Below are 13874 nucleotides of genomic sequence, written 5' to 3'. Positions count from 1 at the left end.
ACGGGTCGCGGTCGTCCTAGAGTGTCCGTGTGTCACGGGCTGCCGGAGTCGCCCAGGTGGTCGCCGCTTACCTCGACCATCTGGTGGTCGAGCGCGGAACCGCGAGGAACACCCTCGACAGCTACTCCCGCGATCTGCGCCGGTACACCGCGTACCTCGGCGGCGCCGACGTCGAGCGATTCACCGACGTCACCCCCGCACACGTCACCTCGTTCGGTGCGGCGTTGCGTGAAGGCGACGAAGAGCACCAGCCGCTGGCCGCGTCCTCGGCGGCTCGCGCGCTCGTCGCGGTGCGGGGGCTGCACAAGTTCGCGCATGCCGACGGCATCACCGAAAACGACCCGGCCCGCGAGGTCCGGCCGCCCGCCGCGGCGAAGCGGCTGCCCAAGGCGTTGCCGGTGCACGATGTGCTGCGACTGTTGGAAACCCCGCCACCGGAAGGGGAGCGGCCGCTGCGGGACCGGGCTCTGCTGGAACTGCTGTACTCCACCGGCGCGCGGATTTCCGAAGCCGTCGGGCTCGACGTCGACGACATCGACGACGACGAACGGACCGTGCTGCTCGACGGGAAGGGCGGCAAACAGCGCATCGTGCCGATCGGCCGTCCCGCGCTCGAAGCGGTGCACGCCTACCTCGTCCGCGCGCGGCCGGCGCTCGCGACGCACGGCAGGGGGACACCGGCGATGTTCCTCAACGTCCGAGGCTCCAGGCTTTCCCGGCAGAGCGCGTGGCAGGTTCTCAAGGACACGGCGGAATCCGCGGGCATCACGGCGGGCGTCTCCCCGCACACGCTGCGCCATTCCTTCGCCACGCATCTGCTCGAAGGCGGCGCCGACGTCCGCGTCGTGCAGGAACTGCTCGGCCACGCTTCGGTGACCACCACCCAGGTGTACACGCTGGTCACGGTCAACACGCTCCGCGAGGTCTACGCGACAGCACACCCCCGCGCGCTCGGCTAATCGACCCTGTCGGTCACGGCGAGCCTCTTTGGCTCGATTCGCGAATCGAGCATAGGCTGCCGAGGATCCTGCCGAAGAGGAGCTTTCGCGTTATGTCGACACCGAACGAGCCGGCGAAGCCGTCCGCGTCCGCCGGTTCGGCCGCGGCGAGCCTCAGCCAGGTGACCATCGCAACCCCCGCCGAACACGACGGCGACGAACCGTCGGAGGAAACGATCTCTTCCCGTGGCCGCAAGGCCAAGCGCGCCAAAGAAACCAAGCAGCAAGAACTCGAGAGAGACGGCATCGGGCCGACCGGCCGTCCACTCCGCGAGATCCCCGAACCGCCGGTACTGGAACGGCACGGCCCCGCACTGGTGATGGCCATGTGCAATCAGAAGGGCGGCGTCGGCAAGACCACCTCGACCATCAACCTCGGTGCGGCGCTCGCCGAATGCGGCCGCCGGGTACTGCTGGTCGACTTCGATCCACAGGGCGCGCTTTCGGTGGGCCTCGGCATCCAGCCGCACGAGCTGGACCAGACGGTCTACAACGTCATCATGGAGCGCTCGGTCAGCATCACCGACGTCATCCGGAAGACCCGGGTGGACGGCGTCGACCTGCTGCCGAGCAACATCGACCTGTCCGCGGCCGAGGTCCAGTTGGTCGCAGAGGTAGGGCGCGAACACACTTTGTTACGGGTCCTTCGTCCGGTCATGAACGACTACGACTATGTTCTTGTCGACTGCCAGCCCTCGCTAGGCCTGCTGACGGTGAACGCACTGACCGCCGCGGACGGTGTGATCATCCCGCTGGAGTGCGAGTTCTTCAGTCTGCGAGGCGTAGCGCTCCTGATCGACACCATCGAGAAGGTGCAGGAACGCCTCAACCCCAAACTGGACATCACCGGGATTCTCGCCACCATGTACGACCCGAGAACCCTGCACTCGAAGGAGGTCATGGCGAGAGTGGTGGAGGCATTCGGCGACATCGTGTTCGACACGGTGATCAACCGCACCGTGCGGTTCCCCGAGACGACTGTCGCGGGCGAGCCGATCACGACCTGGGCCCCCAAATCAGCCGGCGCGGCGGCCTACCGCGCGCTGGCCCGCGAGGTGATCGCTCGGTGAGCAGGCGAGCTTCCCTGCCAGGAGCGTCCGAACTGTTCAGGATCACCTCCAGCCCGGCTCTGGATCTCCCGCCCGCACCCGAGCAGCCCGCCCCCTCGACGGGGAACGGCAACGGGCACGACACGGAGAACGGGGCGGGACAGGCACACAAGGAACAGCTCACCCGTGCGGCGCGCAGTGGTTCCGGGCGGACCAAGCACGACGCGAAGATCACCGTCTACGTTTCCGGCGACGAACTGCTGGCGATGGAGCAGGCCAGGCTGAACCTCCGGGCGAAGCACGGGCTCGTGCTCGACCGCGGCAGGCTGGTCCGTGAGGCGGTGGCCGTCCTGCTCGCCGATTTCGACGCGGGCGGCGAGGAGTCGGTACTCGTCCAGCGATTGCGGGCGGGCACCGAGGACGGGAAAGAGACCGAGAGCTGATGGACGACCCGGCCGAGGCTGCTCCCAGCGGCCCAGAGCCGGTCGAGCGGACAGAGGCAGACGAGACCCCCGCCGTGCACGAGACCGTGCACGGCGGGATGGTCCCCGAAGGACTGGCCAATGAAGAGCTGAGCACGTCCAAGTTCAAGGTGAACCTGGCGAACTTCCAGGGCCCCTTCGACCTGCTGCTCCAGCTGATCTCGCAGCACCAGCTCGACGTCACCGAAGTCGCGTTGCACCGGGTCACGGACGATTTCATCGCCTACACCCGCGCGCTCGGCACGGAATGGAACCTCGACGAGACGACCGAGTTCCTGGTCATCGCGGCCACCCTGCTCGACCTCAAGGCCGCGCGACTGCTGCCCGCCGCCGAGGTGGAGAGCGAAGACGACCTCGCCCTGCTCGAAGCACGGGACCTGCTGTTCGCGCGCGTTTTGCAGTACCGGGCGTACAAGCAGGTCGCGGCGCTGTTCGGCGAGCTGGAGGCCGGCGCGCTGCGGCGGTACCCGCGGTCGGTCGCGCTCGAAGACCGGTTCATGGGTCTGCTGCCCGAGGTGATGCTCGGCGTCGACACGGCGAAGTTCGCCGAGATCGCTGTCGCGGTCTTCAAACCGAAGCCGCCGCCGACGGTGTCGATCGCGCACATCCACATGGGCCGGGTCTCGGTGCGCGAACACGCCGCGCAGCTGCGGCTCAAGCTCGCGGAACTGGGCGAGGCGACTTTCAGCGAGCTGATCGAGGATTGCGAGCACACCGTCGAGATCGTGGCGCGGTTCCTCGCGCTGCTGGAGCTGTATCGCGAGGCGACGGTCCAGTTCGAGCAGCTGGAGGCGCTCGCCGAACTGCACGTGCGCTGGACCGGCGGGTCCGTGGCGGAGGCGTCGGTGGCGGCCGAACACGACCTGGCCGTCGTCGAGGACGAGGAGTACGGGTGAGCCCCGAAGAGACCGAGAAGACCGAAGCGCCCGGAACGACCGACGGCGTGGAGGCCCCTGAGCCAGCGCCGGAGCCGGAGCCGGATCTGGTCGCGGCAGGCGACGGGGACTACCCCGACGTCACCTCCGACGAGAGGCTCGAAGCCGCCCTCGAGGCGCTGCTGCTGGTCGTGGACTCGCCGATCAACGAGGAGTCGCTCGCCGACACCATCGGGCAGCCCGAGTCGCGAGTGACCGTCGCGCTGCGCACGATGGCGCAGAAGTTCACCGACCGGGCCAGCGGAATCGACCTGCGCCGAGTGGGCGAAGGGTGGCGGTTCTACACTAGGGACGTCTATGCCCCGTTCGTGGAGAAGCTTCTGCTCGACGGCCAGCGTTCCAAGCTGACGCGAGCCGCACTGGAGAGCCTCGCCGTGATCGCCTACCGGCAGCCGGTGACCAGGGCCAGGGTCGCCGCCGTCCGAGGTGTGAACGTGGACGGGGTGATCAGGACGCTGCTGGCACGCGGCCTGATCGAGGAGATGGGGACCGACCCCGAAACCACTGGCACGCTGTACGTGACGACCGAGCTGTTCCTGGAGCGACTGGGGCTGTCGTCCCTGGCCGACCTTCCCCCGATCGCTCCTTTGCTACCCGAAGTGGACACCATCGATGACATCTGACCCGCATCCCGACGGCATTCGGCTGCAAAAGGTCCTTTCGCAGGCAGGCATCGCCTCGCGGCGCGCGGCCGAGGACCTGATCGTGCGCGGTCGCGTGAGCGTGGACGGCAAGGTGGTCACCGAACTCGGCCGCCGGGTCGATCCGGACAACTCCGTGATCCACGTCGACGGCACCCGCGTCCAGGTCCGCGAGGACCTCGTCTACCTCGTACTGAACAAGCCCAAGGGCGTGCACAGCACGATGAGCGACGACCGCGGCCGCCCGTGCGTCGGCGACTACCTGCGTGGCCGGTACGAGGAGACGCCCGGCATCGTGCACGTCGGCAGGCTCGACGAGAACACCGAAGGCCTCCTGCTGCTCACCAACGACGGCGACCTCGGCCACCGGCTGATGCACCCGTCGTTCCAGGTACTGAAGACCTACTTCGCCGAGGTCGAGGGCATCGTCCCGCGCGGGCTCGGCAAGGAACTGCGGGCGGGCTTCGAGCTGCCGGACGGCATCGTCAAGGTCGACCAGTTCCGGGTCAAGGACATGCTGGCCGGGCGGACCCAGATCGAACTGGTCATCCACGAGGGCCGCAAGCACGTCGTGCGGCGGCTGATGGCGGCCACCGGGCACCCGGTGCGCAAACTGGTCCGGACCGCGCTCGGCGACGTCCAGCTCGGTGCTCAGCGGTCGGGCTCTATCCGGCGGCTGAACCGCGGCGAGGTCGGTTCGCTCTATCGCGCGGTCGATCTGTAAGCCCGGACCCCGCCCCGCCACCACCCTCAACGGACAGGCTGCGCCTGACTGTAAGACTTTCCGCTCTACTGCGCGGGTGATCATCGCGTTTAGCTCTTCCTGACGGGCTTTCAGCCGACGGGGAAGGGCTCAACCGTGAAAGCAGTTGTGCTGGCAGGGCTTCTGGCGGTCGCCGCGGCCGTGGTCGTGGCGCCGCAGGCCGCGGCGAAACCGCGGGGCAGCGAACCGATCTACGACTTCGCCCAGGCCGTCCGCGAGACGGCTTGGGTGGACATCGGGCTCGACGGGGACGGCGACGGCCGCTCGGACCGGGTGGCCGCCGACATCATCCGGCCGAAGGAACCGGCGGCGCAGGGCAAGAAGGTCCCGGTCATCATGGACGCGAGCCCGTACTACTCGTGCTGCGGGCGGGGCAACGAGAGCGAACTCAAGACCTACGACTCGGCGGGCAGGCCGGTCGGGTTCCCGCTCTACTACGACAACTTCTTCGTCCCTCGCGGATACGCCGTGGTACTGGTGGATCTGGCCGGTACCAACAAATCCCGCGGCTGCACCGACGTCGGCGGGCTCTCGGACGTCAACTCGGCGCGCAAGGTCGTCGACTGGCTGAACGGCCGCGCCAACGGCTACACGACGGCGACCGGACCCGCCAGGACGAACGCGACGTGGTCGACCGGCGCGGTCGGCATGATCGGGAAGTCCTACGACGGCACGATCGCCAACGGTGTCGCCGCGACCGGCGTCGACGGGCTCAAGACCATCGTGCCGATCGGCGCGATCAGCTCCTGGTACGACTACTACCGCTCCGACGGCGCGAGCCTGCGCCAGGGCAGCCCGGCCGGGCTGGCGCAGACCGTCTCCCGGCGCAACGGCGGCCAGAATTGCAGTGGCGCGAACCGGAAGCTCACCGAAGGCGCGACGGCGAACGGCGACTACAACGCGTTCTGGCTCGACCGCGACCACGTGCAGAGCGCGTCGAAGGTGAAGGCCAGCGTGCTCGCTTCGCACGGCCTGGGCGACCTCAACGTCAAGACGATCAACTTCGGGCAGTGGTGGGAAGCGCTGAAGGTCGAGCGCAAGGTGTGGCTGACGCAGGCCGGGCACGTCGACCCGTTCGACTACCGGCGCTCGGCGTGGGTCGACACGCTGCACAAGTGGTTCGACCACTACCTGCTCGGCGTCGACAACGACATCGAGAAGACGCCGGGCGCCAGCGTGGAACGCGCCCCCGACGTCTGGGTGGACCAGGCGGCTTGGCCGGCGGGGAGCGCGGTGACCCTGCGCCCCGCGTCCGGTGCCACCCCGGGCGTCGGCACGCTCGGCACGACCGCCGGGACGGGCACGGCTTCGTTCACGGACTCCTCCGGCCAGACATCGAACGGCTGGGCGGCACGGCCGACCGAGACCTCCAGCGGACGCGTGTTGTTCAGCACCGGCGCGCTCGCGAAGGACCTGCACGTCTCCGGGACGTCGAAGGTGACAGTGACCGCGACGCCGTCGACGTCCAGCGCGCGGCTCTCGGCGATCCTGGTGGACTACGGCCCGGCGACCATCCGGAACTACACCGGGCCGAAGGAAGGTATCAAGAACGAGCTGACCCAGTCGTGCTGGGGATCGAGCGCTTCCGGCAATGACGCCTGCTACCTGAACACGAGCACCGACGAGGTTTCGGTCGGGCTGAACATCATCAGCCGCGGGTGGGCCGACCTGGCCAACTACCGTTCGCTGAGCCAGGAATCGCCGCTGACGCCCGGGCAGCCGTACACCATGACGTTCCGGCTGGCGAGTACCGATCACGTTGTCCCGCAAGGACATCAGCTCGCGCTGATCATCGGCGGGACGGACGGTTCGTTCATCGGCGGGCCTTCGCAGTACCCGAAGATCACGGTGGACCTGGGTAAGACGTCGCTCGCGCTGCCGGTCTCGGGCGCGGGTCCGTCGGCTGTTCCGGCCGCGCTTCCGGCGGCTCCGGCGCAGATCGCTCCGGCCACCCTTTCGGGGCTTGAGCGCGGGTAGCGAATGTTATGAACGGGACTTTCATTGCAAATTTTGCAATGAAAGTCCCGTTCATAACATCAACGCCCGGCGGTCACCAGCCAAACCCCGCCGGGGATCCGCACTCCCCGCGGAGTCTCGAATTCGCCGAGCGCGTCCCGTACCCGGTCACGGAGGCCTGCGACGGAGGTCGCGTCCACGCTCCGCAGGTTGTGCTGGATCGGGGCCATCGAGAAGACGAACTCCGTCGCGTCGTCGGCGTCCGCGCCGAAGCTCATGTCCGCGTCCACCGGGCTGATCTCGCTGTCACGGAAGCCCGCCGCCGTGAGCACTTCGGTGATCCGCTCGGGGGCCAGCAGCGAACCCATGCCGCGGGCGGCAGGGGAGGGCTCGCGGAGGTAGGGCGCGAGAGCCGCTGTCGCGCGGGCGTAGGCGCTGTCGACGTCGCCTGACCGCGGTCCCACGAAGGCGAGCCGGCCGCCGGGCGCCAGCGCGTCGTGAAGGTGACCGAACGCCGCCACCAGATCGGCGAAGAACATCACGCCACCCCTGCTCATGATGACGTCGAAGCCAGGCCCTTCGAACGGGTGTACCTGCGCGTCTCCCTGGACGAACTCGACATTGGTGATGTTCTCGGCCGCCGCGTCCAAACGAGCCCGCTCCACCAGCGGCGCCGAAATGTCGATACCCAGTGCGTGCCCGTTTCCGGCCTTTCTCGCGGCCAGCCGGGTGGTGAGCCCGGCGCCGCAGCCCACGTCCAGGACCGCATGACCGTCTTCGATGTTCGCGGCGGCGAAAAGCGGCGCGTCGAAGGCTTCCATCATTCCGTTGTAACGCTCGGGGTGATCCGCCCAGAGCCTTCCCTCCCAGCCGTTCCACGCTTCGGCCTGCTGCCGGTTGGCGATCGCCACCATGGGACACCTCATCGTCGTCGATACTAGAGTCGGACTCTAGTGATTGACTCTAGAGATAGACTCCAATCATGAGCGGTGTCAAGGGTGCCCGGGCCGAGCGGGCGGCGGAAACGCGGCGGCGGATCATCGCGGCCGCCAAAGAACTCTTCCTCGCCGACGGCTACGGGGCGACCACGCTTCAGCAGGTCGCCGACCGGGCGGGAGTGGCCGTCCAGACCATCTACTTCACGTTCCGCAACAAGCCGACGTTGCTGAAGGAACTGGTCGACGTCGCGATCGCCGGCGACGACAGTCCGGTGGCGACGATGGAGCGGCCATGGTTCGCACAGGTGATGGGCGCGCCGGACGCACGCACGGCCCTCACCGCCCTCGTCACAGGTAGCCGCGCCGTGCTCGAACGGGTCGCCGCCGTCACCGACATGGTTCGCACCGCGACCGCCGCCCACCCCGAATTGCGCGAGCTCTGGCCTGATCGCGAAGACCCGCGCCACGCCGTGCACGCCGCGGCGGCGAAGGCTCTGCTGGAGAAGTCTGGTGTCAGGACCGATCTCGCGGTCGAGAAGGCAGCGGACATCCTCTATGCCGTGCTGAGTCCAGAGTTGTTCCTGATCCTGACTCGTGATCGCGCCTGGGCTCCCGGCGACTGGGAGCCTTGGGTGGAGGAACTCTTGGCCGCGCAGTTGCTCGAGCGCGACTGATTCCCCTGCAATGAACGGACCGTTCCTGGCGCGTGTGAGCGGAGTCAGCCAGCCTGCGAGGCGGGACTCTTCGAACCGAACGACTTCCGCTGCAGAGCGCGGGCCACCGGCTCGACGATCCGCGCGGCCGTCGGGCCGAGGACCGCCATCAGTAGCACGTAGGCCGTCGCGAGGGCCGCCAGTTCGCCGGTCACCGCTCCCGCAGCCACCGCCAGCCCGGCGATGACGATCGAGAACTCACCGCGCGCCACCAGCGCGGCTCCGGCGCGAGCCCGGCCCATCTTCCCGATGCCCTGCTTCCGCGCGGCCCACCAGCCGGTGCCCACCTTCGTGAGTGTGGTCGCCACCGCCAGCACGACCGCCCAGCCGAGCACCGGCGGGATCGACGCGGGGTTCGTATTGAGGCCGAACACGACGAAGAACACGGCCGCGAAGAGATCCCGCAGCGGTTCCAGCATGTGCGTCGCGTTCTCCGCCGTGGAACCGGAGATCGCGATACCGAGCAGGAACGCGCCGACCGCGGCCGACACCTGCATCGCCGAAGCCAGGCCCGCGACCAGCAGTGCCGCGCCGAGGACCTTGAGCAGGAACACCTCGCGGTCCGGGCTGTCCACCGCCGCGGAGACGTACCGGCCGAACTTCAGCGCGATCACCAGCACGACGGTGATCACCATCAGCGAGATCCCGACCGCCTTCATCCCGCCGAGGAAGCTCACGCCGCCGAGTACCGCGGTGAGGATCGGCAGGTACAGCGCCATCACCAGGTCTTCGAACACCAGGATCGACAGCACCACCGGCGTTTCGCGGTTACCGAGCCGTCCGAGGTCGCCGAGTACCTTCGCGATGATCCCGGACGACGAGATGTAGGTGACGCCCGCCAGCACGATCGCGCCGATCGGTCCCCAGCCGAGGATCAGCGCGACGATCGCGCCGGGTGCGGCGTTGAGCACGATGTCGACGAGCCCCGCCATCCACGAGCGTTTCAGCCCGGTGAACAGTTCGGCCGCGGAGTACTCCAGGCCCAGCAGCAGGAGCAGGAGGACGACGCCGATCTCGCTGGCGAGGTGGGTGAAGTCACCGATGTCGCCGAGCGGGATCAGCCCGCCCTGCCCGAAACACAGGCCACCGATCAGGTACAGCGGGATCGGCGACATCCCGATCTTCCCGGCGAGGCGCCCCAGTACGCCCAGCCCGAAGAAGACCGCCCCGAGTTCGATCAAGGACAGTGCGGTGTGATCCATCCGCGATCAGCCGTACTTCAAGATCTTGACGGCGGCTTCGAGTCCTTCGGAGGTCCCGACCGCGACGAGCACGTCGCCCGCGGTGAGGTTGAAGTCCGGGTTGGGGGAGGGGTGAACCTGACCGGCCCGCATCACCGCGACCACCGAGACGCTCGTCCGCGACCGCATGGCGGTGTCACCCAGCGTCCGGCCGTCGAACGGCGAAGAGGACTTGATCGGGAGCTGCTTGGTGTTGATGCCAGGCAGATCCCGGTGCTCCTCGGTGAGCTGGGCGACGAGCTGGGGCGCGCCGAGCAGGTTCGCCAGCGCGCCCGCTTCGTCGGTGCTCAGCGGAAGTGAGGCCAGGCATGCGTCGGGATCGTCCGTTTTGGACACGATCAGTTCGACATGCCCATCGCGGTGGGTCACGACGCCTACGCGACGGCCGTTGCGAGTGGCGAAGTCCTTGCGGACGCCTATTCCGGGGAGCGGGGTCACTTCGACGTTCACGTTGTCAACAGTAACTCACTGTCCGTTTTGCTTCGGCCGGATCAGGAACAACGCCGAGATCACGACCATCAAGGCGGACGTCGCGGCGTGGATGCCGAGCGCGGCGCCGACGGACCCGTTGTTGGTCAACACGATGAGCATGTCGCCGAACGGGATGAACGCCAGCGCGAGGAGCGCCCAGCCCAGCGCGCGGACGTTCCGGAACAGGAGCAGCGCGAGCAGCACGAGCGCCGTGCCGATGTCGCGGACGCCCTTGACAGCGAGGATCGGGTCGCCCGCGGAAGGCATCGCGGGCAGTCCGAAGCCGCCCGTCTGGGTCTGCGGGAAGAACACGTATCCGGTGCCGAAGTAGAGGACGAAAAGCACGAGGGCGGCGGACAAGGCGTAAGCGATCTTGATTCTGGTCATGGTCTCCGACTCCAAAATCTAGCAGTGCTAGGAACTCTGCATAAGCTAGCGGAGTATCGCTAGATTGTCTAGCGGCGCTAGACCATGAATATCGCCACTTCACCCTGGGTGGCTGAGGCTGGCCGTTCGTCACCAGGCAGAATGGTCGTCGATCAGGTGAGCGACGACGATGAGCTAGAGGAGTGTTCCGGTGGCGGGAGCCCTGCGTGGTGTGGTCGCGATGGACGGCCCGTCCGGTACCGGGAAGTCCACGGTTTCGCGGAAGCTCGCGACGAAGCTCGGCGCCGGTTACCTCGACACGGGTGCGATGTACCGCATGGTCACCCTCGCCGTCCTGCGCGCCGGGACCGACCTGGCCGACGCGGCCGCGGTCGCCGACGTCGCCCGGAAGGCCGAACTCGGCATCGGGACCAGTCCTGACGAAGCGGCCGTGACCCTGGCGGGCGAGGACGTCGCCGCCGAGATCCGCGGCGCGGACGTCACCACCGCGGTGTCGCCGGTTTCCGCCGTCCCCGCCGTCCGCGAGCTGCTGGTCGCCCGGCAGCGCGAGATCATCGACGAGGTACTCGGCCGCGTCGGCGGCATCGTGGTCGAAGGCCGCGACATCGGCACCGTCGTCTCGCCGGACGCCCCGCTCAAGATCTTCCTCACCGCCTCGGCGGAGGTCCGCGCCGCACGCCGCAGCGCGCAGGACTCGGCCGCCGGTCGTGAGTCCACTCATGCCGTCGCGAAGGTGGCGGTGGAACGGCGTGACCGCTTGGACTCCACGCGGGCGGCGTCACCGCTGCGCGCGGCCGAAGACGCCGTCGAGGTCGACACCTCGCAGCTCAACATCGACCAGGTGATCGTCGCGCTCGCGGAACTGGCGCTGCACCGCGGCCTGCTCGAAGGCTGCCCCGCCGAGGCGGCGCGGTGAGCGCGAAAGGACTTCCCGAGGGCGCGAGCGACCCGTTTCACACCTTCGGCAGGGGGATCTCGAGGTTCATCGTCCGGCCCGCGTTCCGGGTCCGGGTCCACGGTGCCGAGCGGGTACCGACGTCCGGGCCGGTGGTGTTCATGGCCAACCACAGCTCGATGGCGGAGCCGGCGCTGCTGTTCGGAATGTTCTCGCGGCGCACCGCGTTCCTGGTCAAGGCGGAACTCTTCAAGGGTTTCGTCGGCTGGTTCTTCCCGAAACTGGGCCAGATCCCGGTGAAACGGGGTGCGGTGGACCGCAAACCGCTGATGATGGCGGTCAAGGTGCTCGAGGACGGCGGTGCGGTCGGAATCTTCCCCGAAGGCACCCGCGGCCTCGGTGACGCCGAAAACTTCGAGCGCGGCGCGGCCTTCCTGGTCCGCGCCGGGAAGGCGACCGTGGTTCCGGTCGCCACTCGGGGAACGTACAAAACCGCCGGTGCCAAGAGGCGCTGGCGGCCCCGCGTCGACATCATGGTCGGCGAACCTTTCACTCCCGCGATCGGGAAGGGAAGGACAGGGCTGGAGGAGGGAACCGAGCGGCTTCGCAGCGCGCTCGCGGACCTCGTGAAGGCACTGGACGAATGGCGCTTGGAGCACGGGCTCCAAGACACGCGACAGAATGTGAAGTAACGAATGTCTGAGCTTGACGGAGTCGGCGAGATCGACGGCTCCTGGTCCGACGAGTCCGAATTCACCGCGCTCGACGCGCAGATCGCCGCCGGCGAGGCCGAGGAGGAGGCGCAACTCGCGCAGCCGGTCCTCGCCGTCGTCGGCAGGCCGAACGTCGGCAAATCGACCCTGGTCAACCGCATCCTCGGCCGCCGCGAGGCGGTCGTGCAGGACGTCCCCGGCGTGACCAGGGACCGCGTCGCCTACGACGCCTTCTGGGCGGGCCGCCGGTTCACCCTTGTCGACACGGGCGGCTGGGAGCCGGACGCGACCGGGCTGCAGGCCTCCGTCGCCGCGCAGGCCGAGATCGCGATGGCCACCGCCGACGCGGTGCTGCTGGTCATCGACGCCAGCGTCGGCGCGACGGCCACCGACGAGGCCGCCTCGAAGGTGCTGCGCCGCTCGAAGAAGCCGGTGCTGCTCGTCGCCAACAAGGTCGACGACGACCGCCTGCTCGCCGACACCGCGTCGCTGTGGTCACTCGGCCTCGGCGAACCGCATCCGGTCAGCGCGTTGCACGGCCGTAGTTCGGGTGATCTGCTCGACGCGATCGTCAAGGCGTTGCCGACGATGCCGCGTGACGGCGACCGCGCCACCGCCGGCCCGCGCCGGGTCGCGCTGGTCGGCAAGCCGAACGTGGGCAAGTCCAGCCTGCTGAACAAGATCTCCGGCGAAGAGCGGTCCGTCGTGGACTCGGTCGCCGGTACCACGGTCGACCCGGTCGACTCGCTGGTCGAGCTGGACGGCGACGTCTGGCGGTTCGTCGACACCGCGGGGCTGCGCAAGCGCGTCAACTCGGCCAATGGCGCGGAGTACTACGCGTCGCTGCGGACCAAGACCGCGATCGACGCGGCCGAGGTCGCGATCGTGCTGCTCGACGCCGCCGAACCGCTTTCGGAGCAGGACCTGCGGGTGCTGACCATGGTCGTCGAGGCAGGCCGCGCCTGTGTCCTCGCCTTCAACAAGTGGGACCTCGTCGACGAGGACCGCCGCCACGCCATGGTGCGGGAACTGGACCGCGGCCTGGTCCGCGTGCCGTGGGCGGACAAGGTCAACATCTCGGCGCTCACCGGGCGTTCCGTGCGCAAGCTCGCGCCCGCGCTGCGGACCGCGCTGAAGTCCTGGGACCAGCGGGTTCCCACCGGTCAGCTGAACGGCTGGCTCGCCGACCTCATCGCCGCGACCCCGCCGCCGGTGCGCGGCGGCAAGCAGCCGAAGGTGCTCTTCGCGACCCAGGCGGGCATTCGGCCGCCGACGCTGGTCCTGTTCACCACCGGCTTCCTCGAGGCGGGCTACCGGCGATTCATCGAACGCAAGTTCCGTGAGCGTTTCGGCTTCGAAGGCAGCCCCGTTCGGGTGAATGTCCGAGTGCGGGAAAAGAAGCAAAGGCCGAAGGTCGGCGGAAAAGCGGCGGGTAAACCGAAGACTCGTTGATTTCTCACGATGTAGGTGAATATTTCACTGGGTGGACATGCCGATGACCTCGGGTTTCGGCATGTCCGCCGGTGAGGTTCGACACTCTGCCGAGACCCTGCCGAGATATGTCGTTCACCTGCGCTAAAGTGGACAGTCTGCTAGCGGGCGCCTCATTCGGAGAGCGAGCCCGAATGACGCACTTCGCGAAAGGTGTGTGATGGGCTTGAGCGCCCATGGTTCTTTCTTGCCCGTGGTGAC

General features: G+C 68.2%; 15 protein-coding genes. 11 read left to right on the top strand and 4 right to left on the bottom strand.

All coding sequences use genetic code 11. From position 1 onward, the window contains the following. The first annotated feature begins 56 nt into the window (after nucleotides 1-56). From xerD to ACLARN_RS31410, 7 genes are all read left to right on the top strand, one after another. On the top strand, nucleotides 57-959 hold the full coding sequence (gene xerD, locus ACLARN_RS31440; protein WP_409495116.1) for a site-specific tyrosine recombinase XerD: 903 nt from the start codon (nucleotides 57-59) through the stop codon (nucleotides 957-959). 92 nt (nucleotides 960-1051) lie between these two features. Continuing rightward, the gene (locus ACLARN_RS31435) at nucleotides 1052-2068 is read left to right on the top strand and encodes a ParA family protein (protein WP_409495095.1); all 1017 of its coding nucleotides are present in this window, start codon (nucleotides 1052-1054) and stop codon (nucleotides 2066-2068) included. After that, the gene (locus tag ACLARN_RS31430) at nucleotides 2065-2490 is read left to right on the top strand and encodes a cobyrinic acid a,c-diamide synthase (RefSeq protein WP_409495094.1); all 426 of its coding nucleotides are present in this window, start codon (nucleotides 2065-2067) and stop codon (nucleotides 2488-2490) included. The genes ACLARN_RS31435 and ACLARN_RS31430 overlap by 4 nt, the downstream gene beginning before the upstream one ends. Further along, a complete protein-coding gene (locus ACLARN_RS31425; RefSeq protein ID WP_409495093.1) occupies nucleotides 2490-3425 on the top strand; it encodes a segregation and condensation protein A in 936 nt (311 codons plus the stop codon). The genes ACLARN_RS31430 and ACLARN_RS31425 overlap by 1 nt, the downstream gene beginning before the upstream one ends. Continuing rightward, nucleotides 3422-4087 (top strand): SMC-Scp complex subunit ScpB, encoded by a 666-nt coding sequence (scpB, locus tag ACLARN_RS31420; protein WP_409495092.1) that lies wholly within the window; start codon nucleotides 3422-3424, stop codon nucleotides 4085-4087. The genes ACLARN_RS31425 and scpB overlap by 4 nt, the downstream gene beginning before the upstream one ends. Further along, a complete protein-coding gene (locus ACLARN_RS31415) occupies nucleotides 4077-4829 on the top strand; it encodes a pseudouridine synthase (RefSeq protein ID WP_409495091.1) in 753 nt (250 codons plus the stop codon). The genes scpB and ACLARN_RS31415 overlap by 11 nt, the downstream gene beginning before the upstream one ends. 147 nt (nucleotides 4830-4976) lie before the next feature. Beyond that, on the top strand, nucleotides 4977-6845 hold the full coding sequence (locus ACLARN_RS31410) for a Xaa-Pro dipeptidyl-peptidase (RefSeq protein WP_409495115.1): 1869 nt from the start codon (nucleotides 4977-4979) through the stop codon (nucleotides 6843-6845). 59 nt (nucleotides 6846-6904) lie between these two features. Here the strand turns inward: ACLARN_RS31410 and ACLARN_RS31405 are convergent, their stop codons facing one another. Further along, a complete protein-coding gene (locus ACLARN_RS31405; protein ID WP_409495090.1) occupies nucleotides 6905-7738 on the bottom strand; it encodes a class I SAM-dependent methyltransferase in 834 nt (277 codons plus the stop codon). Nucleotides 7739-7806: 68 nt separating this feature from the next. Between ACLARN_RS31405 and ACLARN_RS31400 the strand changes: the two genes are divergently transcribed. Next, nucleotides 7807-8436, top strand: coding sequence for a TetR/AcrR family transcriptional regulator (locus tag ACLARN_RS31400; protein ID WP_409495089.1), 630 nt, complete (start codon nucleotides 7807-7809; stop codon nucleotides 8434-8436). A 44-nt stretch (nucleotides 8437-8480) separates the two neighbouring features. On the opposite strand, the gene ACLARN_RS31395 is transcribed toward ACLARN_RS31400, so the two are convergent. From ACLARN_RS31395 to ACLARN_RS31385, 3 genes are read right to left on the bottom strand one after another with little or no spacing between them, the layout of a single operon-like run. Further along, nucleotides 8481-9677, bottom strand: coding sequence for a cation:proton antiporter (locus ACLARN_RS31395; protein WP_409495088.1), 1197 nt, complete (start codon nucleotides 9675-9677; stop codon nucleotides 8481-8483). 6 nt (nucleotides 9678-9683) lie between these two features. Beyond that, nucleotides 9684-10166 carry a cation:proton antiporter regulatory subunit gene (locus ACLARN_RS31390; protein WP_409495087.1) on the bottom strand — a complete coding sequence of 161 codons (483 nt, stop codon included), beginning with the start codon at nucleotides 10164-10166 and terminating at the stop codon, nucleotides 9684-9686. Between the two features lie 15 nt (nucleotides 10167-10181). Further along, the gene (locus tag ACLARN_RS31385) at nucleotides 10182-10574 is read right to left on the bottom strand and encodes a DUF4267 domain-containing protein (RefSeq protein WP_409495086.1); all 393 of its coding nucleotides are present in this window, start codon (nucleotides 10572-10574) and stop codon (nucleotides 10182-10184) included. A 211-nt stretch (nucleotides 10575-10785) separates the two neighbouring features. Here ACLARN_RS31385 and cmk point away from each other — a divergent pair, with 211 nt between their 5' ends. From cmk to der, 3 genes are read left to right on the top strand one after another with little or no spacing between them, the layout of a single operon-like run. Then, a complete protein-coding gene (cmk, locus tag ACLARN_RS31380) occupies nucleotides 10786-11490 on the top strand; it encodes a (d)CMP kinase (RefSeq protein WP_409495114.1) in 705 nt (234 codons plus the stop codon). Next, complete coding sequence (locus ACLARN_RS31375) at nucleotides 11487-12161, top strand: lysophospholipid acyltransferase family protein (RefSeq protein ID WP_409495085.1); 675 nt, start codon at nucleotides 11487-11489, stop codon at nucleotides 12159-12161. The genes cmk and ACLARN_RS31375 overlap by 4 nt, the downstream gene beginning before the upstream one ends. A 3-nt stretch (nucleotides 12162-12164) precedes the next feature. Next, the gene (gene der / locus ACLARN_RS31370) at nucleotides 12165-13634 is read left to right on the top strand and encodes a ribosome biogenesis GTPase Der (RefSeq protein ID WP_409495084.1); all 1470 of its coding nucleotides are present in this window, start codon (nucleotides 12165-12167) and stop codon (nucleotides 13632-13634) included. The last annotated feature ends 240 nt before the right edge of the window (nucleotides 13635-13874 follow it).

Source organism: Amycolatopsis sp. cmx-11-12 (assembly GCF_046269425.1).
Taxonomy (GTDB): Bacteria; Actinomycetota; Actinomycetes; order Mycobacteriales; family Pseudonocardiaceae; genus Amycolatopsis.
This window is presented reverse-complemented; position numbering and strand designations above follow the sequence as displayed.

Bases quoted from the DNA above. Each gene is read 5' to 3' on its own strand.
- ACLARN_RS31400 (WP_409495089.1), top strand. From the start codon at position 7,807: ATGAGCGGTGTCAAGGGTGCCCGGGCCGAGCGGGCGGCGGAAACGCGG.
- ACLARN_RS31405 (WP_409495090.1), bottom strand. From the start codon at position 7,738: ATGGTGGCGATCGCCAACCGGCAGCAGGCCGAAGCGTGGAACGGCTGG.
- ACLARN_RS31395 (WP_409495088.1), bottom strand. From the start codon at position 9,677: ATGGATCACACCGCACTGTCCTTGATCGAACTCGGGGCGGTCTTCTTC.
- ACLARN_RS31385 (WP_409495086.1), bottom strand. From the start codon at position 10,574: ATGACCAGAATCAAGATCGCTTACGCCTTGTCCGCCGCCCTCGTGCTT.
- ACLARN_RS31415 (WP_409495091.1), top strand. From the start codon at position 4,077: ATGACATCTGACCCGCATCCCGACGGCATTCGGCTGCAAAAGGTCCTT.
- der (WP_409495084.1), top strand. From the start codon at position 12,165: ATGTCTGAGCTTGACGGAGTCGGCGAGATCGACGGCTCCTGGTCCGAC.
- ACLARN_RS31425 (WP_409495093.1), top strand. From the start codon at position 2,490: ATGGACGACCCGGCCGAGGCTGCTCCCAGCGGCCCAGAGCCGGTCGAG.
- ACLARN_RS31435 (WP_409495095.1), top strand. From the start codon at position 1,052: ATGTCGACACCGAACGAGCCGGCGAAGCCGTCCGCGTCCGCCGGTTCG.